Here is a 24,889-nt window from a genome sequence, read left to right as displayed (position 1 = left end):
GCGGATGCAAAATGTCCAGCAGGAATTCCTGCTGAACATCAGCCACAAAATTACTCTTCTCCGCCAAACCATTTCAGTACTAATTCTTCAAGCTCGCCGCTGTCCTTCATTTCCTGAAGGGCTTTGTTGAAATCGTCTGTCAGCTCGCTGTCCTTCGGAAGGGCAATAGCAGATCCAAGCTCCTCTTCATCTTCAATGACAAATCCATTGAGATCTTCATTTGATTCAAAATAGCCTGTTGCTACTGTATCTTCAATGATGGCAGCATCAAAGCGGCCGGTCATCAGCTCCTGAACAATCTCAGGGATACGGTTGCGGTTTTCAACTTTGATATCGATCTCTTCAGCAATGTCGTTTGCTTTCCCTTCCTGGATGGATCCCAGCTGGACGCCGACTGTCTTGCCTTTTAGATCCTCAAGCTTTTCGATCCCGCTGTCCTTCTTTGTCACAATCATATGTCTCGCAGTGTAGTAGATATCTGTAAAGTCAATATTCTTTTTGCGTTCTTCAGTCGGAGACATTCCCGCCAATACAATATCTACCTGGCCGGATTTCAGCGCTTGAACGAGCCCGCTGAATTCAATATCCTCAACCTGAACTTTATAGCCAAGCTTTTCTGCCAATGCATTTGCAAGATCAACATCGAAACCGATAATATCATCGCCTTTTGCAGTATCGATGTACTCGAATGGCGGATAATCAGCCGAAGTACCCATAATCAGCACCTTTTCATCATCTGATCCTGAATCTCCCGCTTCACCGCCGCTTGAAGCCGGCTGTTCACTCGCCCCGCAGGCTGCCAGGATTCCAGCTGCCAATATACTTACCAAAAACAGCAACATACTCTTTTTCATTTTACTTTCCTCCTATAGTTTTTAGAAAATTAATTATTTTCATAATTAGTAGTATTTTATAGTGTTAGATCCTGTTATTTCAAGTAAAAACACTAAGTTAATACTTATTCACTACAATGAATTTTAACACATATTAATATTTATGCAATAATATAATTAAATATAAATATATATTTTAATTATATTATTACTATTTAATAAAAGTTTTATAGCTTTTATCCGGAGAAATCAGGGTTTGCCGGTTTACTGAACGAAAAAAAAACCCCTGCGTTCAGCAGGGGTTTTCTTGTATGATACTTAAACTTCTTCGCAATATTTATCAAAAGCATCCTGAAGCTTTTGGACTACTGCCATTGGTTCGTGCCCTTCAATTTCATGACGCTCCACCATTGTAATAATTTCTCCGTCTTTCATAAGTGCGAAAGATGGTGATGATGGAGGGAATCCGGTAAAATAAGACCGCGCCTTTTCTGTCGCTTCCTTGTCCTGCCCCGCAAAGACCGTCACAAGCTGGTCAGGGCGCTTATCATAATGCAGAGAGTGAGCTGCAGCAGGGCGTGCAATCCCGCCGGCACAGCCGCAGACAGAATTGACCATTACAAGCGTCGTGCCTTTCTGGGACAGCGCATGATCAACATCCTCCGGAGTGGTAAGCTCTGTATATCCGGCTGCCACAATTTCCTGCCGGGCCTGGCGAACGACATCGTTCATAAACAAATTAAAATCCATATTCATTCTTTATCGCCCCTCATATAAATAGTTAGACTTATATCTCTTCTAATAATAGCAATTTCATGCTGCTTTTTTCAATGCATTCAACTCAAAGAAGCCTGCTTAGGCCAAGTAACAATAAAATCCGCCCACTAAAATCCAATAAAATTCTAAAATAAAGTTTATTAGCCAGATATTGGGGAATGATAACAGTACAGCTAGATCCATACCCCTAAACTCCCTAGATATGGCCGGTGTTCCGTTGAACACCGGCCGCTTTTTTATTCTCTCGCCTCTTTAAAAAGAGCAAATAAATGCTCAACCGCAGAAGCAACCGTCCTTCCGCCGGAGATCACTTCATTTTCCATTTGCGGCAGCTCTTTTCTGACCTCTGGATGCTGGAAGAAGCTATATTGAAGCTGATCCATGATCATGCTGTTTATCCATTCCTTCGACTGCTCCCGCCTTCTCTGGCTGAACACGCCGGAATGGGAGGCAGAGTCCTTAAAGCTTTTAATCTCTTCCCAAATTTCCAGGATGCCTTTGCCGGTCAGGGCAGAGCAGGAATGAGCTTTCGTTTCCCAGCCCTTTGTAGCCGGCTGAAGAAAATGGACAATGCGTGAATATTCTTCTCTTGTCTTCAATGCCTGGGGTTCATTAGCACCGTCTGCTTTATTGACGATGATGGCATCTGCAATTTCCATAATGCCTTTTTTCATCCCCTGGAGTTCATCCCCGGCCCCGGTCAGGACCAGCAGCATAAAGAAATCGACCATTTCCCTGACAATGATTTCGCTTTGGCCAACCCCGACTGTTTCAACAATAATCACATCATAGCCTGCCGCCTCGCACAAAAGCATGGTCTCCCGGGTTTTCCGGTGCACGCCGCCAAGCTTGCCACCTGCAGCTGATGGCCTGATAAAGGCATTTGGATTTCTCGAGAGATTTTCCATCCGCGTTTTATCGCCAAGAATGCTTCCGCCGCTGATGCTTGAGCTCGGATCGACAGCCAGCACTGCCACTAAATGCCCCTGCCCGCAAAGAAGGCTCCCAAACGCCTCGATAAAGGTGCTCTTTCCTGCCCCGGGCACACCAGTAATGCCGATTCTGATCGAATTGCCGGTGTGGGGAAGAACCTCCTGCAGCAATTCCTGAGCAGTTCTGAAATGGCGCTCTGCATTGCTCTCAACCAGCGTGATTGCTTTTGCCAGCAGGCTCCTGTTTCCTGAAAGGATCCCCTTCTTCAGCTCATCCGCCGACAGAGGGTCCGACTTCTTTTTTTGGAATTTCGGGCCTTTCTGTACAAAAGGCTGGGGAGCAGCCATCTCCTTCCCCTCACGAAGGGAAGTGGAGAAAAGGTCTGGCGGCCTGCCATCATGCCAGCTCGGCTTCTTGTCCTTCATTATTCAGCCACTTCCTCATAGCCAAGCTTTCTGTAAATCTCCTGCACGACTTTCTGGGCAGCGGCAGGAATGACCGTCCCAGGCCCAAAAATGGCGGATGCCCCGTTATCGTATAAATATTGATAATCCTGAGCTGGTATCACTCCCCCGATAATGACGAGTATATCCTCCCTGCCCAGCTTTTTTAGCTCTTCAACCAGCTGTGGAAGAAGTGTTTTATGGCCGGCTGCAAGCGAGCTCATGCCAATCACATGAACATCATTCTCCACTGCCTGAAGAGCTGTTTCAGCCGGAGTCTGGAAAAGCGGTCCGATATCCACATCAAAGCCCAAGTCTGCAAATGCCGTGGCAATTACCTTCGCTCCCCTGTCATGGCCATCCTGGCCCATCTTGGCAATAAGGATTCTCGGGCGCCTTCCTTCATTTTCAAGAAACCCGTCCGTAAGGCTCTTCACCTCGGCAATTTCTTCTTCATTGGTAAAAGCAGAACTGTACACGCCGCTGATAGAACGAATGACTGCTTTATGGCGCCTCGCTGACTTTTCGATAGCAAAAGAGATCTCCCCAAGAGTCGCTCTGGCCCTGGCAGCCTTCACGGCAAGATCTAAAAGGTTCCCTTCTCCTGTATCTGCAGCTTTCGCCAGGGCTTCAAGCGCCGCGGCAGCTTTTTCACTGTCCCTTGTGTTCTTCAGCTTTTCAAGCTTATCCAATTGCTTAAGCCTTACGGCTGTATTATCAATATCAAGTATGTCGATCGGGTCTTCTTTTTCAAGCCTGTATTTATTCACTCCGACAATGGTTTCTTTCCTGCTGTCAATCTGGGCCTGCCTCCTGGCAGCCGCTTCTTCAATCCTCATTTTCGGAAGACCGGTTTCAATAGCTTTGGCCATGCCTCCAAGGCTCTCAATCTCTTCAATATGCTGCCACGCCTTTTGGATCAGCTCATTGGTCAAAGATTCTACATAATAAGATCCTCCCCATGGGTCGATCACATCCGTGATGCCTGTCTCTTCCTGCAGGTAGAGCTGGGTATTGCGGGCAATCCTTGCGGAAAAATCAGTCGGGAGCGCGATGGCTTCATCCAGTGCGTTCGTATGAAGCGACTGGGTATGCCCCATCGCCGCAGCATGGGCTTCTATCAGCGTCCTTGTTACGTTATTGAATGGATCCTGCTCTGTGAGGCTCCACCCCGATGTTTGGGAATGCGTCCGCAAAGCCATGGATTTCGGATTTTGCGGATCGAAGGATTTCATCATTTTCGCCCAGATATACCTTGCCGCCCGCATTTTTGCCACTTCCATAAAATAGTTCATCCCAATTGCCCAAAAGAAGGAGAGCCGAGGGGCAAAAGAGTCAATGCCGATTCCGGCCTTTAGCCCTGTCCTGACATATTCAAGCCCGTCTGCAAGCGTATAGGCGAGCTCAATGTCTGCAGGTGCTCCCGCCTCCTGCATATGGTAGCCTGATATACTGATAGAGTTGAACTTTGGCATATACTGGGATGTATATTCAAAGATATCCGCAATGATCTTCATCGACATGTCAGGCGGATAGATATATGTATTGCGGACCATATATTCCTTAAGAATATCGTTCTGGATCGTGCCTGACAGTTTTTCCTGGCTCACACCCTGCTCCTCGGCCGTTACAATAAAGAATGCCATAACAGGCAGGACAGCACCGTTCATCGTCATCGACACAGACATCTGGTCAAGCGGAATCCCGTCAAACAGGGTCTTCATGTCAATGATTGAATCAATGGCCACCCCCGCTTTTCCTACATCCCCCACCACCCGCGGATGATCAGAATCATAGCCGCGGTGTGTAGCCAGGTCAAAAGCAACCGATAGTCCTTTTTGCCCCATGGCCAGGTTTCTGCGGTAAAACTGATTGCTTTCTTCTGCTGTTGAAAAGCCGGCATACTGGCGGACTGTCCATGGCCTGTTGACATACATGGTCGCATAGGGACCCCTTGTGTACGGAGGAAGGCCGGGCTTATCATCCAGATGGTCCAGTCCTTTAATATCCGATTCCGTATACAGCGGCTTGATCCCAATATGTTCATTGGTCTCGAACCGCAGGCTGCCGGCATCCCCTCCAGCCAGCCTGCCGGCCTCCTGCTTCCACTCATATTCCGCTTCCTTTTGGCTTGCGCCGAACAAACTGATGCTCTTGAAATCCGGTTTGTTAGCCATTCATTTTCACCTCTGTTTCTTCTAGCAGCTTTCCAAGAATTGAACAGACATTGCTCTTGGCAGTTATGAAGTCATGAATGCCAAGCTCCCTCCATTCTTCCGCCGGTGAATCGGGATGCCCCGCAAGGTAAACAACCGAATCCGGATACCTCTCCTTTAATTCTCTTAGCAGCTGTTTACCAGCCGTCTCATACTGCTGATTGGTTCCGCAAATACAATAGCAGGTATAATCCCTTTCCAGGAGCGCTTCTGCATCAGGGAATCCACTGACACCCGGGCTGTGTTCAGCAGCAATTCCCCCGGCAGCGAAAAAGCCGGCAGCAAAGTCGGTTCTTGTTTTATGCTCCTTTAATTCCCCGAGTGAAATCAGCCCCGCCTGCAATTGCCCGCCGCCGCGTCTCAATTCCTGGGCCTTTGTCCTGATATTCTCAAATGTGGCTGATAGCCTCTCCTGGTGAAGCGGCCTGATTGTCCAGCCGGAGTTAGCCCCCTCTTTAAGCCTGCCTCCCCTGTCAGGCAGCTTATCCTCAAGATTCGCATAAACATTTGTGCCAATTATACTTTTCTTCCTCGTCTCGGCATCATGCTTCTTTTTCTCCAGGATTTCTCTTGTCTGCTCCTGGATCCATCCTTTCTCCAGCGCATCAGCCATGCCGCCGAAGGATTCAATCTGAAGGAAGAGATCCCACGCTTTTTCCGCCAGTTCATTTGTCAGGCTTTCAATATACCAGGATCCCCCTGAAGGGTCTGCCACCTTTAGAAGATGCGCCTCTTCTCTGAGAAGCAGCTGTATATTGCGGGCAAGCCGCTGCGAAAAAGATCCTGAACTCCCCAAAACTTCATCAAATGCTCTCACCTGCAGGTACTGGACTCCTCCAATCACCGCGGCAAAAGCTTCATTTCCTGAGCGAAGCAGATTGACATAAGGATCAGCCATCGTTTTTGTGAAATACGATGTTTCTGCCGCAATGACCATTTTTTGCATGTCTTTTGGTGCTCCGAAGGCAGCTGCGATTTTCCCCCATATAATTCTGGCGGCCCTCAGCTTGGCAATCTCCATAAAGAAGTTTCCGCCTGACGCGAAGCTGAAAACCAATTTTGAAAGTATATCCTCCACGGAAAGATGGCGGTCCAAAAGTCTGCTCACATGCTCTGTCGCTGCAGCGGCTGCAGCTGCCACTTCAAGCGCAGCATGGGCTCCCCCATTATGATAAGGGACAGCATCGGCAAGAATCGTCCTAAGCTTCGGCATCTCAGCCCCCGCTTTCTCCAATGTAACCGCCCAATCATCATAAAGCCCTTCCACCATTTGATCTCCTGGAAGACCCTCTGATGCAGCTTCAGCCAGCGGGTCCCTTCCTATATAACCGTGTATCTCCTTAGATTGCGGCAGGTTTTCCAGAACAGCAAGCATGCTGGATTGGCTGCCCGCAGCATTGATGGCAAAAGGGTATTCTCTATGTGCTCCATCCAGTATTCCCGGAAAGCTTTCAAGGAAATGCTCTTCAACAGGAAGAACAATAGCATTCTGGCCATTCTCCAGCGCCCGCTTTAACTCCTGCTTCAGGTCTTCTGCAGTTTCTCCGGAAATCCTTTGGGCAATTTTCCAATCAGCTTTGCTGTAGCCGAGAGGTTCAATGCCCCGCCGGAAATCCTCCTGCCCCGGATATTGCGATTTTGGAGTAAGGGCTGATGTTTCTGCAGAATAAAGCGGTTTCAATTTTATGTTTTCATATGTAAGCCGGTCTAATGACTCTGCCGCCCTTCCTTTTAAAGCGGATTCTGCTGCCCGCTTCCAATCTTCCATCGTTTTTTCGGGAAATGATATTTTCTCCATCTCTTGATAACTCATAGAACGCTGCTTGTGACAGCAGCTTCCCTCCTCCCAGGAACTGAAATTCATCAATATTCTAAATTATTTTTCTGATATTATTGTAGTATACAAGAGCTAAACTGGCAACGAAGGACAAAGGACGTTCTCCCTTTTCAAATAAAGCCAAAAAACGCTGCAGCTTGATTAAACTGCAGCGCCTTTCGTTCTTCTTAATACACAGATGTATTTTCTTTTGATGTGTTCTCAAGTATCTCTTTAACCCTCTGCAGAAACCGTCCGCACACAAGGCCATCAAGGACACGGTGGTCCAGCGACATACAAAGGTTGACCATATCCCGGACTGCGATCATGCCATTATTCATGACGACCGGGCGCTTAACAATCGATTCAACCTGCAGGATTGCAGCCTGAGGATAGTTGATGATGCCCATTGACTGGACAGACCCAAATGAGCCGGTATTATTGACTGTGAATGTGCCGCCCTGCATTTCTGCTGAAGTCAGCTTGCCGCTCCGCACTTTGCCGGCAAGCTCTGCGATTTCACGGCCGATGCCTTTGATCGTTTTTTCATCAGCATGCTTGATTACTGGCACAAAAAGCGCATCGTCTGTTGCGACTGCAATGGAGATATTAATATCTTTTTTCTGGATGATCTTGTCCCCTGCCCACATTGAATTAATCTGCGGATATTCCTTAAGGGCCTGGGCTACTGCTTTGACAAAGAATGCAAAGAAAGTCAGGTTGAATCCTTCCTTTGTTTTGAATTCATTTTTGATGGAGTTGCGGTAGTCGACAAGATTCGTAACATCCACTTCCATCATTGTCCACGCATGCGGTGCTTCATGCTTGCTTCGGAGCATATTTGCGGCAATTGCCTTACGGACACCTGTTACCGGAATTTCTATATCACCAGGCATGACTGGAACATTCGGCGCAGCAGCTGGCTGCTTTGCTGCCGGCTCAGCTTGAACCTGAGTCTGTGCAGCAGGCTCTTGTGCCTTCTGTGAGGCTGCCGGCTCTTCCTGCCTTGCCTCAGCCTGAGGAATATCCCCTGAATCAATCAGCTTCTGGAGATCCTTCCTTGTAATGCGGCCTCCTGCACCTGTTCCGTTCACCAGGTTCAGGTCGATGCCGTGCTCTTGGGAGAGCTTTAGCACTGCAGGCGAATATCTTGCCTTGGATGGACTGCTTTCTTCCAGCTTTGTTTCTGAAGATGCCGCTTTTTCTTCTATCTTGAAATTCTCTTTTCCAGCTGCCTCGTCAGTATTCCCGCCTTCAACCTCAATAGTCAGGATCACTTCACCCACTGCAAGTGTGTCTCCCTCCCCGGCAATCAGTTCTTTTATTACACCGGTAAAAGAAGATGGGACTTCTGCATTCACTTTATCTGTCATGACCTCAGCTAAAGGGTCGTATTTATTTACTGTATCGCCGACAGAAACAAGCCACTTGGAGATGGTGCCCTCTGTCACACTCTCACCAAGCTGCGGCATTTTTATTTGTTCAATAGCCAATTGGCATACCCTCCATTGCTATAGATATTTTATGGGCGGCGCTGCTAAGGCAGCGCCCTCCGCTTTTCTCACTGTCCAGCTCCGGCTCCTAGGTGCTCGAGTCATAACCCAATCAGGCCAGAAGGTTAAAGAACAACCTTCCGTCCTGCTCGTCTTATGCTGGGCCCGCAGGACGCGGGTCATGCAGGCGTTGCCACAGGACGTGGCGTTTTTAGCCTGCGTTCCTTAATTCTGAACAGTCGCCTCCGCTTTTCTTACTGTCCAGCTCCGGCTCCTAGGTGCTCGAGTCATAAGCCATTCAGGCCAGAAGGTTAAAGAACAACCTTCCGTCCTGCTCGTCTTATGCTTGTCGCACCTGAACAGTCGCCTCCGCTTTTCTTAGTACTCAGCGAGTTCTCTCATGGCTTTTTCTACTTTGTCAGGGTTGACCATGAAGTATTTTTCCATCGTTGGCGCATATGGCATTGCCGGGATATCAGGCCCTGCAAGGCGCTTGATTGGCGCGTCAAGTTCAAACAGGCAGTTTTCGGCGATAATGGCAGACACTTCGCTCATAATGCTTCCTTCTAAATTATCTTCTGTAAGGAGAAGCACTTTTCCTGTTTTGGAAGCAGCTTCAATGATTGCTTCCTTATCAAGCGGATAAACAGTCCTCAAATCAAGGATATGTGCAGAAATGCCATCCTTCGCAAGTCTCTCTGCAGCCTGGAGGGCAAAGTGAACACAAAGGCCATAAGTGATGACTGTGATGTCTTCGCCTTCCCTCTTCACATCTGCCTTGCCGATTGGAAGCACATAATCATCATCTGGGACTTCGCCCTTGATCAGGCGGTATGCCCGCTTATGCTCGAAGAACAGGACCGGATCTTCATCCCGGATAGCTGCCTTCAGCAGCCCTTTTACATCATAAGGAGTAGAAGGCATGACAATCTTCAGTCCTGGCTGATTGGCAAATACGGCTTCAACTGACTGGGAATGGTAAAGGGCACCATGGACTCCCCCGCCGTATGGGGCACGGATGACCATCGGGCAGTTCCAGTCATTGTTTGAACGGTAGCGGATCTTGGCAGCTTCCGAAATGATCTGGTTAACGGCAGGCATGATGAAATCAGCAAATTGCATTTCTGCAATCGGGCGCATTCCGTACATCGCTGCACCAATTCCAACACCCGCGATGGCAGATTCAGCAAGCGGGGTATCGATTACGCGTTCCTCGCCAAATTTTTCATACAGGCCTTGAGTCGCTTTAAATACTCCGCCTTTTTTCCCAACGTCTTCCCCTAGAACAAATACTTTTGAATCTCTTTCCATTTCTTCGCGGATTGCCATAGTTACGGCATCAATATAAGAAATTACAGCCATTTTCTTTCCCCCTTACTTCTCAGCATAGACATATTTCATCGCATGTTCCGGATCAGCATACGGTGCGTTTTCTGCATATTCAGTTGCTTCATTAACCAGTTTCATCACCCGGTCATTGATTTCTTTTTCCAGCTCATCATTCATGAGGCCTGTTTCCTTCAGATAAGCGCCAAAAGTGATGATCGGATCCTTTGTCTTTGCTTCAGCCACTTCATCCGGTGCACGGTAGCTGCGGTCATCATCGTCTGATGAGTGCGGTGTCAGCCTGTATGATACTGTTTCAACAAGTGTAGGACCTTCTCCGCGGCGGCCGCGGTCGGCAGCTTCCTTCACAGCCTTGTATACTTCAAGCGGGTCATTGCCGTCAACAGTCACGCCAGGCATCCCATAGCCGACAGCACGGTCGGCAACATTTTCGCATGCCAGCTGTTTTTCAATCGGGACGGAAATGGCATATTTGTTATTTTCACACATGAAAATGACAGGGAGCTTATGGACCCCTGCAAAGTTTGCACCTTCATGGAAGTCACCCTGATTGGAGGATCCTTCTCCAAAGGTAGTGAAGGTTACAAGATCCTTTCCTTCCATCTTTCCTGCAAGGGCAATTCCTACAGCATGAGGAACCTGTGTTGTAACTGGGGATGAGCCCGTTACGATTCTGTTTCTCTTCTGCCCAAAGTGGCCCGGCATCTGACGGCCTCCCGAGTTCGGATCTTCAGCCTTTGCAAAACCTGACAGCATCAGCTCTGTTGCCGTCATCCCGAATGTAAGCACTACGCCCATATCGCGATAGTATGGCAGTACATAATCCTTATCAGTGTCAAGGGCGAAAGCAGCGCCTACCTGTGCTGCCTCCTGCCCCTGGCAGGATATAACGAAGGGGATTTTGCCTGCACGATTTAAAAGCCACATCCGCTCATCAATCCGGCGGGCAAGCAGCATGGTCTCATACATTTCCAATACCTTATCATCGCTTAGCCCTAAATCTTTATGACGATTTTCAGCCATTTGTTTGCCTCCTCAAAATTCAATATGTAGCAGGAGCGCGAGACTCCTTTTTGCTGTTAATGATCTGATAAAATCAGATATAAGCGGGCAAACATCCTCCGCTTTTCTTTCTGTCCAGCTCCGGCGGCTAGAGCCTCGAGTCATAAGCCACCCAAGAATTGAAGGCAAAGAACGCCTTTTATCCTTGGGCGTCTTATGCTTGCCGGCTCTGTGCAAGCCGCCTCCGCTTTTCTCTCTGTCCAGCTCCGGCTCCTAGGCGCTCGAGTCATAAGCCAATCAGGCCAAAAGGTTAAAGAACAACCTTCCGTCCTGCTCGTCTTATGCTTGAGGCCCACAGGATGTGGGTCATGCAGACGTTGCCACAGGACGTGGCGCTCTTAGTCTGCGTTCCTTTATTGAACAGTCGCCTCCGCATTTCTAGCCATGTATAGCTTTGCCGTCTACTGCGAGGGCTGCTTCTCCGATGGCTTCGGAAAGGGTTGGGTGCGGATGGATGGTGTGAGCTACTTCCCATGGTGTAGCATCCAGCACCTTTGCCAGTCCGGCCTCGGAAATCATATCTGTGACATGAGGGCCGATCATATGGACCCCAAGGATATCATCTGTTTCTTTATCAGCGACAATTTTGACAAAACCGTCCGATTCCCCGAACACAAGGGCTTTGCCGATAGCACGGAAGGAGAATTTGCCTGTCTTTACATCATGGCCCTTTTCCTTTGCTTCATCCTCTGTCAGCCCCACACTCGCAGCTTCAGGTGAGCTGTATATGCATTTGGATATCAGGCTGTAATCCAGCGGTGAAGGATTTTCATTTGCGATATGCTCCACTGCAGTGATTCCTTCATGGGAAGCCACATGGGCGAGCTGCAGTCCGCCGATGACATCGCCAATTGCGTAGATATGCGATTCTTTTGTCTGAAAATATTCATTGACCGAAATAAACCCTTTTTCAATCTGTATGTCGGTGTTTTCAAGACCGATGCCTTCCGTATTAGCCTGGCGGCCCACAGAAACGAGGAGCTTTTCAGCAGAGAATTCCTTCTTCTCGCCTTTAATTTCAGCAGAAATTTTCACTTTTTCACCTTTTTGGAGCGTTTCTGGAAGAACCTTGGCCCCAACAGCAAACTTAACGCCTTTTTTCTTCATCAGCCGCTGCATTTCCTTGGAGATCTCCCTATCTTCTGTTGGAATGATGCGGTCTGCATACTCGATGACTGTAACTTCTGATCCGAAATCGGAAAGCATGGAAGCCCACTCAATGCCAATTACTCCGCCGCCTACAATAATAATAGACTTTGGAATCTCGGTCATCTCGAGTGCTTCGTCAGATGTCATCACCTGGGTTCCATCTATTTCGAGTCCAGGGAGCGTCCGCGGGCGGGACCCCGTTGATACGATGACGTTTTTGGGGATCAGCATTTCATTCTCGCTGCCATTGTTCATTTCAACTGAAATGGTTCCCGGCATAGGAGAAAAAATGGAAGGGCCCAGGATTCTGCCAAGACCTTCGAAGACATCGATTTTCCCTTGCTTCATCAGATGCTGGACACCTTTATGGAGCTGGTCAATAATCTTGTTTTTCCTTTCCTGCACCTTGCCGAAGTTGACCGAAACATCTCCTGTTAAAACGCCGAACTCTTCAGCATGGCGGGCTGTGGCATATACTTCTGCACTTCTAAGGAGCGCCTTGCTCGGGATGCATCCGTTATGGAGGCAAGTGCCCCCCAGTTTCCCTTTTTCGACAACTGCCGTCTTTAGGCCCAGCTGTGAAGCGCGGATGGCGGCTACATAGCCCCCTGTGCCTCCGCCTAGTATGACTAAGTCGTATTCTTGTGCCAATTCTATTCCTCCTAAACCGTTGCTTTATTTTTTTCCGAGCCGGGATAATTCTTTTCTGCTTCCTCGCCGCGCAGCACCCTCAGGGCTCCTTCTGCCAGTGCCTGAAGCTCGTTCTCACCAGGCTGCACAATGACATCCGCTATCCAATTGATCCGGCTGCTTATATCCTTGATGAATTCTTTCCCGTAGGCTAGTCCGCCTGTCAAAATAATGGCATCCACCCTGCCGGATAGGGCTGCACCTGCCGATCCAATCTCCTTGGCGACCTGATAGGCCATCGCGGAGTAGACCAGCTTAGCTTCTTCACTGCCCTTTTCAATCATTTTTTCGACCTCGACCGCATCGTTCGTCCCCAAATAACCGACAAGGCCGCCCTGGCCAACAAGCTTTTTCATGATTTCATCGCGATAGAAGTCCCCTGAAAAACAAAGGTCCACCAGATCTCCTGCCGGGACGGTGCCTGCCCTTTCCGGGCTGAATGGGCCATCTCCATGAAGCCCGTTGTTCACATCAGCGACTTTTCCCATCTTATGGACGCCCACAGTGATCCCGCCGCCCATATGGGCAACGATCAGATTTAAATCTTCATATTTCCTGCCCAGCTTTTTAGCGACCCGTCTGGCTACCGCTTTCTGATTAAGGGCATGGAAGATGCTCTTTCTTTCGATCAGGGCAAATCCTGAAATCCTCGCAATATCTTCAAGCTCGTCCACTACGACAGGATCTACTATATAAGAAGGAATGTTAAGGCCTGACGCTATTTCGAAGGCAATGATCCCGCCGAGATTGGATGCGTGCTGGCCTGAATAGCCTTCCCTCAGATCGCGGAGCATCTCTTCATTTACCCCGTATGTGCCCCCCTCGATCGGCCGCAGAAGACCGCCGCGCCCGCAGACGGCATCAAGCTTGGAAATATTCATGCCTTCTTGGTCCAGTGCTTCGAGGATTGTCCTTTTCCTGAAGGCATATTGATCGATGATTTTTTCAAATGAATTGATTTCCCCGGAATCATGGCGGATCGTCTTTTCAAAAATGGATATATCATTATCGAATACTCCGATTTTCGTGGAAGTTGAACCTGGGTTGATTACGAGAATTCGATGGTTGTGTACCTGCAAGATTAAACCTCCCATTCAGATTGTCTCTTTCTATCATTATAGCCGCTGGATATGCTGCTATATCATTAAAATCAAAGAGGCTGAATAAATTATTCAGCGCTCTTGTTGTCCTTTTTCAGCAGTCCCCGGGTTAGCGCCTGCTAAGGATGTGGTGCCCGTTCTGAAGAAATTGGCTCCGTGAATTACGCATTCTTTCAATTCTTTCCTCAGCCATACGGTCAGCGGCCTTATAAGTAGGAATAGCGTCTCTTTTGGCGATTTCAATTACTTTTTCAATATTGTTGTAAATGGTCTCAACTTTTTTCATAGCCCTGTCGCGGTTATACCCGTACAGCTCGTCAGCTACATTGATGACCCCGCCGGCATTGATGACATAATCAGGGGCATAGACGATTCCCATTTCATGGATCAGATCACCGTGAGCAGTATCTTTCAGCTGGTTGTTGGCTGCACCGGCAATTACCTTGGCCTTCAGCTGAGGTATGGTTGAATCATTGATGACAGCTCCCAGGGCACATGGTGCATAGATGTCACATTCTACTCCGTAAATCTCATCCGGATTCACTGCCTTTGCACCGAACTCATCGACTGCGCGCTGAACTGCCTCTTTGTTGATATCCGTCACAATCAGACTTGCGCCTTCTTCATGCAGATGGCGGCAAAGATTGAATGCCACATTTCCTACTCCCTGCACGGCAATGACTTTCCCTTCCAGTGAATCGCTGCCGAAAGCTTCTTTTGCAGCTGCCTTCATTCCGCGATATACGCCGTATGCCGTGACCGGTGAAGGATTTCCGGAAGAACCGAAAGCCGGTGAAATGCCCGTGACATAATCTGTTTCCTCATGGATCATATCCATATCTGCTACCGTTGTGCCTACATCCTCGGCAGTAATATAACGGCCGTTCAGCCCTTGGATATAGCGGCCGAACGCACGGAACAGCTCCTCATTCTTATCCTTGCGGGGATCTCCGATGATGACCGTTTTGCCTCCGCCCAGATTCAGGCCGGCTGCTGCATTCTTATAAGTCATCCCCCTGGCCAGGCGCAGAGCATCTTCAATTGCCGCCTCTTCAGACTCATACGTCCACATGCGCGTACCGCCGAGAGCCGGTCCAAGAGTTGTATCATGGATGGCGATGATTGCCTTCAGTCCTGATTGTTTATCCTGACAGAATACAAGCTGCTCATAATCATAAGTCTCCATATATTTGAATAGTTCCATTTTAATATTCCTCCCCTGTTTTTCAAAAAAATTAAGATGATGCAGAGCAAAGGGCCAAAGCGAGTGAGTTCAGCTTGCTATCTGCCGAATCAGCCCGTGATGTCAGGACAATCGGCGCTTTGGCGCCTGCAATGACTGCCCCGACCTTTGCACCTGCGAAATACATAAGCGATTTATATAAAGCATTGCCTGTCTCAATAGCAGGGACAAGCAGTATATCTGCATTTCCTGCAACTTCGCTGCTGATTCCTTTATGCTCGGCTGCCGCTGGAGAGATTGCATTATCCAGTGCAAGCGGGCCGTCAACAATGCAGTTTCTGATCTGGCCCCTTTTATTCATCATGGCCAGAGCGGCAGCATCCAAAGTTGCCTGCATAGAAGGATTGACCGTTTCAACGGCAGCAATCGGAGCCACCTTTGGATGGTCGATGCCTATGCTTCTCGCAATCTTGACTGTATTATTAATGATTTGCTCTTTCTGCTTCAAATCCGGCGCAATATTCATGGCAGCATCCGTAATGATGATGAGCCTGTCGTAGCCAGGCACTTCAAAAACAGCTGCATGGGAAAGGACACTGCCCGTTCTAAGCCCATAATCTTTATTAAGCACTGCTTTTAATATGATCGAAGTTGAAAGATTGCCTTTCATCAGCACACTGGCTTCTTTTTGGCTTACTGCCCTTACAGCCATTTCAGCTGCTGCTTCTGCTGTTCGTGTATGGATAACTTCTATCCTTCCACCCGCAGCCGCAAGATTTCTATTATAGATCAGTTCTTCAATTGCTTCTCCGTCGCCGAATAATTTAAAATGAGCCAAATTGCGCTTGGCCGCTTCCGCTACTGCGTCCATTACTTCATGGTCTTCTGCTGCGGCAACTGCGACTGTCTGTTTTCTGTTTCCTGCTGCTTTTTCTATGAGCGAGCTCAACCTCAATTTGTTTTCAACCCCTTTAATCAAATGCTGCGACACCAATATTATATTATGCAAGAAATGTGCCAGCCCACATTTACTGAAAACGCTTTATTCATCCCACTAAAGAACCTGCAGAATTTTTCACGCTATGAAAATTATTGCACGCCATTATTTGCAAGGTTATATTTTTCAAGCTTATAATACAAATTCCGGACAGACAATCCCAGGCTTTTGGCAGCTGCCGTTTTATTGCCATTATGCTTATCCAGGGCCCTTTTAATCATGGAGGCTTCAAAGTTTTCGACAAGCTCGGCAAGCGGGGCGTCATTCCCGCCATATTCTTCCGGAACTGAACTGGCTGGCGTTTCACTCTTATGCTGCTTCAAAATCATTTCAGGAAGATGCCTTACTTCAATTTCCGTTTCATGATAGCCCATAAAAATAATGGCGCGCCCCAGAATATTATCCAGTTCCCTTACATTGCCCGGCCAGTCATAGGACATAAGTGCTGATATAGCCTCTTCCGAAGCCTTATCGACATTGCGCCCATATTCCTGATTGATCTTCTGGATCAGCCTGCTGCAGAGCTGTGGAATATCCTGCTTTCTATTCCTTAAAGGAGGAATATGTATCGGCATCCTGTTTATCCGGTAATATAAATCCTCACGGAAAGTGCCGGCAGCAATCCCCTTTTCCAGATTTACATTGGTCGCAGCAATGATCCTTACATTTATCGGAATCGGCTTAGTGCCGCCAACTCTTGTGATCTCATTCTCCTGCAGCACCCTTAGCAGCTTGGCCTGTGTATTGGCTGTCATTTCGCCAATTTCATCGAGGAAAATGCTGCCGTTATGGGCCTCTTCAAACAGGCCGCGCTTCCCTCCCCGTTTGGCGCCGGAAAAGGCGCCCTCCTCGTAGCCAAAAAGCTCGCTTTCCAGCAGGGTTTCCGACAAGGCCGCACAATTGACCCTTATAAATTTATTGTATTTTCTCCCGCTAGCATTGTGGATGGCATGGGCAAACAATTCCTTGCCCGTTCCGGACTCTCCCCTGAGAAGAATGGTTGCCGGCGTTTTAGCCCCCAGCTTTGCCTGCTCAATCGCCAATGTCATTTCTTCGGATGTGCCGATAATATCCTCAAAAGAATATTTTGCTTCAAGCGTACGGATAATTTGCCGTGCCCTAGTAAGTTCCCTGTTCAGGCTTTTGATTTCTGACATATCATGGATGACACCTACGCTGCCCTTCAGCTTGCCGTCCACAATTACCGGAGCGACATTGACAACCACTTCCTTTTTGCCGGGGCCGACTCTCATCGCCGCCCCCCTTACTGCCCTTCTCGACTGAAGGACCTTCATATGTACACTTTCTCCTTCAGAAATATCTGCCGTTGCCGGCTGTCCGATTACCTGCTCCTCTGTCAGTCCAGTGATCCTTGTATAAGCCGGATTGATCAGCAGCCCCTTTCCATTTTCATCCACCACCGAAATCGCTTCATCGCTTGATTGGATGATAGCCTGGAGCATGGTTTGTATTTCTTTCAGGTTTGTGATTTCTTCGGCGAGATTGACTACTTCGGTAATATCCTTAAAAACAGAGAACGCACCGATCAGCTCTCCCTTTTCCCCAATCATCGGTATTCTGGTCGTTATGATTTCCAGTCCATTCGCAAGCACAAGCTCCTGATTCAGCTCTGTCCTTTTCGTTTCCAGTACCCTCGGAAGGCAGCTGCCTGGTATCACATCAAGTACGTGTTTTCCGATTGCCTTTCCGGCTGGGATGCCTGTCATCCTTTCGGCGCTTCGATTAAAGAGGATGATCCGGCCTTCTCCATTGACAACGACCATTCCATCGTCCGTAGAATTGAAAATCAGGTCATGCTTATATGTTTCATTTTTGAATTCCTCAATAAGCTCTTCTTTTTCCTCAAGCAGCTTGCTGATAAGAAAGGCTACACTTCCGGGAATAAGCACTGTATTTTTCGACCGTGCTTCCCTGAGATCGATAAAAACCTTCTCTTCACCCGTCACTTCAATGATGATATCTGGATCTTCTTTTATGTATTCTCTCCAATCGGGACCGGTCCGAATCCCTTCCAGGCGTGCAAGCTGGATTCCCGGAGCATTGTCATTGATATCGACAACTGCCGATACATCAAGGACCGCCGTTTCTCTCAGGAGCCGCAAAATGGCCGTTCCGCCTTTTCCGGCACCGACTATCATAACTGTCTGCATGGCTATCCCTCTCTTGTACGAAGATTTTTTCACTGATAGTCTGCAAGATCTTTCAATACTATTGTAATTATTTTCTCCATGCTTGACAAATTTCTTCTATAATTTATCATTACCGATGAAGAGACTTTTTTAAATAAGGGGCAAAATATGATAAGAATCGCTGCATTAGTTGTTTTATTGATACCCGGCTTTATTGCTGCCATTGGTGTTAAACTGATGAGGGATATGGTATTTGGCATTCTCCAAAGCCCTTTCCCCTATTTATGGCTTCAATTCCTGGCCGGCCTGCTTTTCTTTTTGCTGGGGCTGGGGTTTGTCGCCGGCTTCATACTGTACCGCGACCGAAAAAGGAATAAGGTGCAGGACCGTTTTAGAAGAGAGAGGATCCAGGCTAAAAAGGCTGATTGATTATTTACGCAGGCAACCCGGGAGCACTGAATATTTCATTCCCGTTATATAAAGAACAGCACCCCGTTCGCTGCCGGGGTGCTGTTCTTTGCAGATAAGTATTATTGTTGGAATTTTATCATTTGCAGCTGATATTCAGAAAGGAGGGACGGAGATGAAGCCATTGCAGATTTCCCCCGGAACGGCAATCAAGCTTGCCGAGAAGCTCAATGTTCCACTAGAGCAAATCATGCACATGCCCCAGCATATTTTAATACAGAAGATGATGGAACTTGAAAAAAAGAATTGATGAAGGACTATTCGAAATGCATGCTGTTCCTGACAGCATAGAAGGTGCCCCTGACTGAAGTATCCAGCTTTCTTGATTGGCTTTTAATCTGGAGCTGCGTTTCCGGATATGCGACCTGCAGGATGGATACTTCCCCTTCACCCTTCGTCTCAAGCAGGCCCGTCAATATCTTCCTTTGATGGTCAAGTACGACGATTTCCTCCATCTGCCTCTCAAACAGGCTTAATGTCTGTTCATACTGCTTCTGCTGCTTGTCGCTCAGCTGATTTATGTATTGTTCGAAGATTTCAAGCTGCTTTTTGCCTTTTTCCATTTCAGCGGCCCTTTTTCGGTATGCAAGAAGGAGTGTCTCAAGCTCTTCGTTGACTGTATTTCTGTCAAATCCTTCAATCTGTATAATCGTTTTCCTTTCCAGCCTGTTGCCGATGATGCCGGCCTGCACCCTTCCTTTAGCCTCTATCAGGCCTCCTATCAGCTTTCCTTTTCTTTCATCCGCAAAGATGTTTCTTCCTTTCAGGATTCCGCCGATCGAATAATAGCCGATATGAATATCACCGCCTGCTGTCAGGCTGCATTCATTAGAGTGCTTTATATAAATATTCTTTCCCGCCTTTATCATGCCGGATCCCTGGCCGAACGCGCCTCCTTTAATGAAAATATCCCCTTTTTCCGAAACGATTGCTTTAAACCCGCTGATGCCGAGTTCTCCTAAAATAGAAATGTCAAGAGAAGCATTGACGCTGTAGCCCGGCTTGACAATACCCCTGACTGTAATGCTTCCATCAAATTCGATATTGCCTGTTTCAGGGCCTGCATCGCCTTCTATGACTAGATGGCGGCCTACAGATACCTTGCCGCCCCGGAATGTGACAACACCGTCGCATAACGCCCTCAGCACCATTTTACCGTCCTCTTCACAAGCTTTTACCGTTTTTTTGTCATAAAGCAGTTTTTTATCTTTTCCTTTTAACGGAGGAACCGGATCTCCTGTCAGCGTTTCACCAAAAACCCCTTCTTCTGCAGGAATTTTCTCGCCGAGCCAATCCCCTTCCTGAACCTCATCAATGAAGTTCATATCATAATAATTCGCGGTGCCGTCTTCCCTTATGGCGGGCTTCCTTTCACTCTGCTCAAAATAGCAGATGACAGCATCGCTTCCATGCCGGGGAGGAAGGCCCTTTGCAATGACAGCTTCCTTTTGCACAGGGACGCTTCTCAGCACATCCTCCTCAATCGCATGTTCCACCCCGAGTTCCTGGAGCTGTAAGGCTATTTGATCGGCTATAGTCTTAAATTCTGCATTGAAATAAGCTTCCGTGCAGTTCAGCCGGAGCTTTGCTTCCATCATGTCCCTGCTAAGGCTTACAGCTGCCAGGGGTTTCAGTTCGCCAATAAGCTTCCTTCCTGAATCGGCCAGTTCAAGCGCCTCTTTCAGTACCATAAATTTTGTAATTGAAATTCTCGGAAAATTTAACAGTTCTTTTTCCAGACTTTTTAAAGAATAGCCTTTTCTGAGAACAGTTATATAAACTTCATCTTCTTCACATTCAATTCTTAGCGACTCATCAGAAAATATCTCCATAGGACTTTTCCCTTTCCAGCAGGCATTTGTATTCATTATAGCGGAAAAATAGGCATTTTGGCAGGTTCCTTCATAAACTAACAGAATATTTGCCATTATCCTGTCCTTTTAGCCAAAATAAAAAGCACCCCAGAATGGAATGCTCTCCTTTAAAAGTATATGATTTCATTTTTAAGGCCTTCTTTCAGGCAGTCGCGGCATAAATTAAAAAAACCTTAAAAATGCCTAGCCCTTTCAAGAAGCTTTATGCTCCAGGCGCAGTTTATCAGCAACCATCGCGATGAATTCCGAGTTAGTGGGCTTGGCTTTTGTCATGCTTACAGTGTAGCCGAAAAGAGAAGAGATGGAATCGATATTCCCCCTGCTCCATGCTACCTCGATCGCATGGCGGATTGCCCTTTCCACCCTGCTGGCAGTGGTATTATACTTTTTGGCGATATCCGGGTAAAGAACCTTTGTAATGGATCCGAGCAGTTCAATATCGTTATAGACCATGGATATTGCTTCGCGCAAGTATAAATAACCTTTAATGTGGGCAGGCACACCAATTTCATGAATGATGCTTGTGATGCTTGCATCAAGATTTTTAGGCTTGGATTCTTGGCTTCTGTAGGCGGATGACTGGGACTTGCGGATGACCGGGTTGGACTTGCCGCTTACCTGGCGGATATGGCCGGCGAGATTCTCCATATCAAATGGTTTGAGGATGAAATAGGAAGCCCCAAGATCCACCGCTTTTTTCGTAACATCCTCCTGGCCGAAAGCTGTAAGCATGATGACATTCGGCATCGATGATCTCCGTGATTCACGCAGCTTTTCAAGCACTCCAAGCCCATCCAGATGCGGCATGATTATATCAAGGACTAGAACGTCCGGTTCAGTTTCTTCCAGTACCTCCAGGCATTCCTGGCCATTATGGGCCACCCCGCTCACTTCCATATCATCCTGGGATGCGATATATTCCTCCAGAAGCCCGACAAGCTCGCGATTGTCATCCACGATACATACTTTTATTTTTCTCACGTATTGTTTCCTCCTCAAATCCATTTGTGGTCTCTTTTTCTATCTAGTTCTATTCTAAATGACAAATTCGACAATGCAAACGAAATTCCTTTTGTTTTTTGAATTTTTCTTAAAAACCTGATAAAACCTTTATTTTTCTTCTGTTTTCTTCCTCATTCGACTTTATTCGCATATACATTGATCATTTGGCTGGTTTTTGTCGATTTTTCTTTAGAGCTCACAAAAGAAAAAAGAAGGCCCCGTGCACGCCTTCTTCCTCCACACATTTCAGCTTGCTTTTTCTTCGCTTTTTTCATAAATATCTATTCCTGCTTCATTGAGCATCCACTCGATATGGACTCCGTACCCGCTGGTAGGATCATTCACGAATACGTGCGTGACTGCCCCGACAACCTTTTCGTTCTGAATGATCGGGCTCCCGCTCATCCCCTGAACAATACCGCCTGTTTTATCCAGCAGTTCAGGATCTGTCACTTTGATGACCATCCCTTTTGTTGCAGGGAACTTCTGTGGTATAGTGCTGACAATTTCAATATCAAACAGGTCTACCTCGTCATCATCTACAACTGTAAGAATCTGGGCCGGCCCCTCTTTCACCTGATGCGAAAGCGCTATAGGCATCGGCTTGTCAAGCACGCCGTTTTTCATGCCCCTGTTCAGTTCGCCAAAAATGCCAAAGGGACTGTTTCTTTTAATATTCCCAATAACCTTTTTATCTGAAGAAAATCTTGCGAGCTTTTCGCCCGGATTCCCGTTGCTTCCTTTTTCAATGGATGTAACAGTCGAACGGACAATTTGTCCATCATCGACCACGATCGGTTTTTTTGTATCCATATCACTTATAACATGGCCGAGGGCCCCGTACTTCATAGAACCTGGATGATAAAAGGTCATGGTGCCGATTCCGGCTGCAGAATCCCTAATATACAGGCCCAGTTTAAAATTATTTTCCGCCTTATCTTTAAGGGGTGTCAGTTCGGTGCTGATTTTGCCATTTTCCCTTGTAAGTGTGATCTTCATTGCCTTGCCCGTCTGTCCGGCTTCCTGGACAAAGGGTGCCACATCGGACATCTTCTCAATATTTTGTCCGTTTATCTGCGTGATGATATCTCCTACTTTAATCCCTGCGGTTTCGCCGGGGGAAGCTTTGCCGTCTTTTGCATCCACAAGGTGATGGCCGACTACCAGCACCCCGACCGTATTCAGTTTAACCCCGATTGACTGGCCTCCGGGAATGACCTTAAAATCCCTCAATACATTCACATCAACTTTTTTAACTGGAAATCCTGCCAGTTCAAGCAGCATTTCGTCTTTTCCAATTTTCTTTCCCTTTACGGCAACCTCGCTTCCCTCCTGCTTGAGAGCTGCCGCCGCTTCTGTTTTCATTGTTGCAGACACAGGTGCCGCCTTGCTGAAATTGTATGTTTCACCTTCAAATAGGGTAATCTCTTTGGGAATGCTGATATAATCTTGAAAGGGTTTGGAAAACCCTGCTGCAATTAATGAAACAAGGAGAATTCCACCAATTATTCTTCTTAGTAGCTCTAAATTCAAAACCTTCACTCTCCTCGCTTCTAGTCCACACGTCAAATGGCTACATCTTTAATTTTGCCTCCTTAGTGAGAACTTATAACCTTTGGCCATATAAAAAAAGCTACCCTCTTTGGATAGCTTTTCAAGTTATTTTTATTTGCTGGGCAAGCTGGAGCAATTCCTTAGCATGCTCTTTCGTCAAATCAGTGATTTCCACCCCGGATATCATCCGGCCGATTTCCTTGATTTTATCCTCGGAATTGAGCGGTTTCACTGTTGTTTTAGTTCTTCCATCACGCGTAGACTTTGCGATGAACAGATGTGTATCTGCCATTGCAGCAACCTGTGGAAGGTGGGAAATACAGAGAACCTGTGAATCCCTTGAAACATGGTGAATCTTCTCAGCGATTGCCTGTGCGACGCGTCCGCTGACCCCTGTGTCAACCTCATCAAAGATAATCGATGTGACCCCCTGATGCTTCGAGAAGATGCTTTTCAAAGCCAGCATGATTCTGGACAGCTCACCGCCCGAGGCGACTTTGGAAAGGGGCTTGAGCGGTTCGCCCGGATTGGTGGATATATAAAATTCTATCTTGTCAGCACCGTTGCGATGGTAGCCCCGGCTGGACAATTCCTCAAATTTCACTTCGAACACCGTTTTCGACATATACAGCTCTTTCAGTTCCTTATGGATGAGAGAGGTCAGCTTTTTGGCGCTCTTTCTCCGAAGCCTGCTTAATTGCTCGGCTTCAAGGCTTAAATCCTTCTGAAGGGAAGAAAGCTCCTTTTGAAGCTGATCAATATGTGTTTCCTTATTCTGCAATGTCTCAATTTCTTCTTCTATCCCTGATGCATATTCAAGGATTTCCTCGATTGTCTTGCCGTATTTCCTTTTGAGCTGATTGATTTCTGTCAGCCTTTCTTCAATCTCATTCAGCCTGGCAGGATCATATTCAAGAAAATCAAGCTTGCTCCTCAGACTGCTTGAAACATCCTCAAGCATATAAAAACTGTTGGATACAGCATCTGCCATTTCCTTATATTCAGGATCCAGTTCAGCTGCTTCCTGCAGATGGCCCATAACAAGGCCGATCCAGTCCAGCCCCTTTTGCTCCCCTTGAAGAGCAGTATAGCCAGCCTGCATGCTGTCATAAATCCTTTCGAAGTTCCCCAGCTTCGTTTTTTCTTCATAAAGCTCTTCGTCTTCGTTGATTTTCAGCCCGGCTCCCTCAATTTCCTCCAGCTGAAATTGAATCAGATCAAGCCTGTGGGCCATCTGCTGTTCGTTCTCACTCAAATTCTTGAGCTTTTTGGCTGTTTGTTCATAAGATTGGAATACTTCCCGGTATTCATGCAGGGCCGGCATGATTTCCTCAGAGCCAAACTGGTCAAGCAAAGATAAATGCAGGGTTTCATCCATCAATTCCTGGTGCTCATGCTGTCCATGGATGTCGATGATCGTAGATCCGATTTCCCGGAGTGCAGAAATGGTCACCAGCTTTCCATTGACCCGGCATACACTCTTGCCTGTCCGTGAGATATCCCGGCGAAGGACCACCATCCCGTCCTCGATGTCAATCCCAAATTCCCTTGATTTTTTATAACAGGGATGATCCTGGCCGTCTATTTGGAAAAGACCCTCGATCTCAGCTTTCTGCTCGCCGTGCCGGACAAACTCCGAAGACCCCCGTCCGCCCACTAAAAGGTGGATGGCATCGATGATGATTGATTTGCCTGCGCCCGTTTCCCCAGTCAATACAGTTAAGCCCTTTTCAAATGAAACAGAAAGGGCTTCTATAATAGCGAAATTTTTAATGGATAATTCACTTAGCAAAGATTTTCAC

At 47.3% G+C, this 24,889-nt stretch carries 19 protein-coding genes; 2 read left to right on the top strand and 17 right to left on the bottom strand.

All coding sequences use genetic code 11. The features are described 5' to 3' along the window. Positions 1–50 precede the first annotated feature (50 nt). The 13 genes from Q9R36_RS05985 to Q9R36_RS05925 all read right to left on the bottom strand — a co-directional run bounded on the left by Q9R36_RS05985 (position 51) and on the right by Q9R36_RS05925 (position 18,210). Entirely contained in the window at positions 51–854 is an 804-nt protein-coding gene (locus tag Q9R36_RS05985; protein WP_022544173.1) for a transporter substrate-binding domain-containing protein, read from the bottom strand. A 297-nt stretch (positions 855–1,151) separates the two neighbouring features. Further along, positions 1,152–1,589: a BrxA/BrxB family bacilliredoxin gene (locus Q9R36_RS05980; protein WP_009794984.1), complete on the bottom strand. Its 438-nt coding sequence runs from the start codon at positions 1,587–1,589 to the stop codon at positions 1,152–1,154. Between the two features lie 257 nt (positions 1,590–1,846). Continuing rightward, positions 1,847–2,968 carry a methylmalonyl Co-A mutase-associated GTPase MeaB gene (gene meaB / locus Q9R36_RS05975; RefSeq protein ID WP_311224655.1) on the bottom strand — a complete coding sequence of 374 codons (1,122 nt, stop codon included), beginning with the start codon at positions 2,966–2,968 and terminating at the stop codon, positions 1,847–1,849. Then, complete coding sequence (gene scpA, locus Q9R36_RS05970; RefSeq protein ID WP_009794982.1) at positions 2,968–5,163, bottom strand: methylmalonyl-CoA mutase; 2,196 nt, start codon at positions 5,161–5,163, stop codon at positions 2,968–2,970. The genes meaB and scpA overlap by 1 nt, the downstream gene beginning before the upstream one ends. After that, positions 5,156–7,015: a methylmalonyl-CoA mutase subunit beta gene (locus tag Q9R36_RS05965; protein ID WP_311224654.1), complete on the bottom strand. Its 1,860-nt coding sequence runs from the start codon at positions 7,013–7,015 to the stop codon at positions 5,156–5,158. Before Q9R36_RS05965 ends, scpA begins: the two co-directional genes overlap by 8 nt. Before the next feature lie 191 nt (positions 7,016–7,206). Then, the gene (locus Q9R36_RS05960; protein ID WP_311224653.1) at positions 7,207–8,511 is read right to left on the bottom strand and encodes a dihydrolipoamide acetyltransferase family protein; all 1,305 of its coding nucleotides are present in this window, start codon (positions 8,509–8,511) and stop codon (positions 7,207–7,209) included. A gap of 378 nt (positions 8,512–8,889) precedes the next feature. After that, positions 8,890–9,873 carry an alpha-ketoacid dehydrogenase subunit beta gene (locus Q9R36_RS05955; RefSeq protein WP_009794978.1) on the bottom strand — a complete coding sequence of 328 codons (984 nt, stop codon included), beginning with the start codon at positions 9,871–9,873 and terminating at the stop codon, positions 8,890–8,892. A 12-nt stretch (positions 9,874–9,885) separates the two neighbouring features. Continuing rightward, positions 9,886–10,881 carry a thiamine pyrophosphate-dependent dehydrogenase E1 component subunit alpha gene (locus tag Q9R36_RS05950; protein WP_094767094.1) on the bottom strand — a complete coding sequence of 332 codons (996 nt, stop codon included), beginning with the start codon at positions 10,879–10,881 and terminating at the stop codon, positions 9,886–9,888. Positions 10,882–11,298: 417 nt separating this feature from the next. Beyond that, positions 11,299–12,720: a dihydrolipoyl dehydrogenase gene (gene lpdA / locus Q9R36_RS05945; protein ID WP_311224652.1), complete on the bottom strand. Its 1,422-nt coding sequence runs from the start codon at positions 12,718–12,720 to the stop codon at positions 11,299–11,301. Between the two features lie 11 nt (positions 12,721–12,731). Beyond that, the gene (buk, locus tag Q9R36_RS05940; protein ID WP_083783123.1) at positions 12,732–13,853 is read right to left on the bottom strand and encodes a butyrate kinase; all 1,122 of its coding nucleotides are present in this window, start codon (positions 13,851–13,853) and stop codon (positions 12,732–12,734) included. A gap of 115 nt (positions 13,854–13,968) precedes the next feature. Then, positions 13,969–15,063 (bottom strand): branched-chain amino acid dehydrogenase, encoded by a 1,095-nt coding sequence (gene bcd, locus Q9R36_RS05935; protein WP_022544175.1) that lies wholly within the window; start codon positions 15,061–15,063, stop codon positions 13,969–13,971. 31 nt (positions 15,064–15,094) lie between these two features. Continuing rightward, a complete protein-coding gene (gene yqiS, locus Q9R36_RS05930) occupies positions 15,095–15,997 on the bottom strand; it encodes a phosphate butyryltransferase (RefSeq protein ID WP_311224651.1) in 903 nt (300 codons plus the stop codon). A gap of 134 nt (positions 15,998–16,131) precedes the next feature. Next, positions 16,132–18,210 carry a sigma-54-dependent Fis family transcriptional regulator gene (locus Q9R36_RS05925; protein ID WP_311224650.1) on the bottom strand — a complete coding sequence of 693 codons (2,079 nt, stop codon included), beginning with the start codon at positions 18,208–18,210 and terminating at the stop codon, positions 16,132–16,134. 147 nt (positions 18,211–18,357) lie between these two features. On the opposite strand from Q9R36_RS05925, the gene Q9R36_RS05920 reads away from it, so the two are divergent. Next, positions 18,358–18,618: a DUF2627 domain-containing protein gene (locus tag Q9R36_RS05920; protein WP_009794971.1), complete on the top strand. Its 261-nt coding sequence runs from the start codon at positions 18,358–18,360 to the stop codon at positions 18,616–18,618. A 154-nt stretch (positions 18,619–18,772) separates the two neighbouring features. Further along, on the top strand, positions 18,773–18,907 hold the full coding sequence (locus Q9R36_RS05915) for a YycC family protein (RefSeq protein ID WP_094767251.1): 135 nt from the start codon (positions 18,773–18,775) through the stop codon (positions 18,905–18,907). A 7-nt stretch (positions 18,908–18,914) separates the two neighbouring features. On the opposite strand, the gene Q9R36_RS05910 is transcribed toward Q9R36_RS05915, so the two are convergent. The 4 genes from Q9R36_RS05910 to recN form a co-directional block, all read right to left on the bottom strand. After that, complete coding sequence (locus tag Q9R36_RS05910; protein ID WP_311224649.1) at positions 18,915–20,489, bottom strand: flagellar assembly protein A; 1,575 nt, start codon at positions 20,487–20,489, stop codon at positions 18,915–18,917. 234 nt (positions 20,490–20,723) lie between these two features. Beyond that, positions 20,724–21,512, bottom strand: coding sequence for a sporulation transcription factor Spo0A (gene spo0A, locus Q9R36_RS05905; protein ID WP_009794968.1), 789 nt, complete (start codon positions 21,510–21,512; stop codon positions 20,724–20,726). Between the two features lie 267 nt (positions 21,513–21,779). Continuing rightward, positions 21,780–23,075, bottom strand: coding sequence for a SpoIVB peptidase (gene spoIVB, locus Q9R36_RS05900; RefSeq protein WP_396137103.1), 1,296 nt, complete (start codon positions 23,073–23,075; stop codon positions 21,780–21,782). Positions 23,076–23,187: 112 nt separating this feature from the next. Continuing rightward, entirely contained in the window at positions 23,188–24,879 is a 1,692-nt protein-coding gene (gene recN, locus Q9R36_RS05895; protein WP_009794965.1) for a DNA repair protein RecN, read from the bottom strand. Positions 24,880–24,889 lie beyond the last annotated feature (10 nt).

Origin of the sequence: Bacillus sp. AG4(2022), from assembly GCF_031844465.1 — a bacterium.
In the GTDB taxonomy this organism is placed as follows: Bacteria; Bacillota; Bacilli; order Bacillales; family Cytobacillaceae; genus Bacillus_AB; species Bacillus_AB infantis.
Note: the sequence above shows the minus strand (reverse complement) of the source record. Positions and strands in the feature narration are given on the sequence as shown.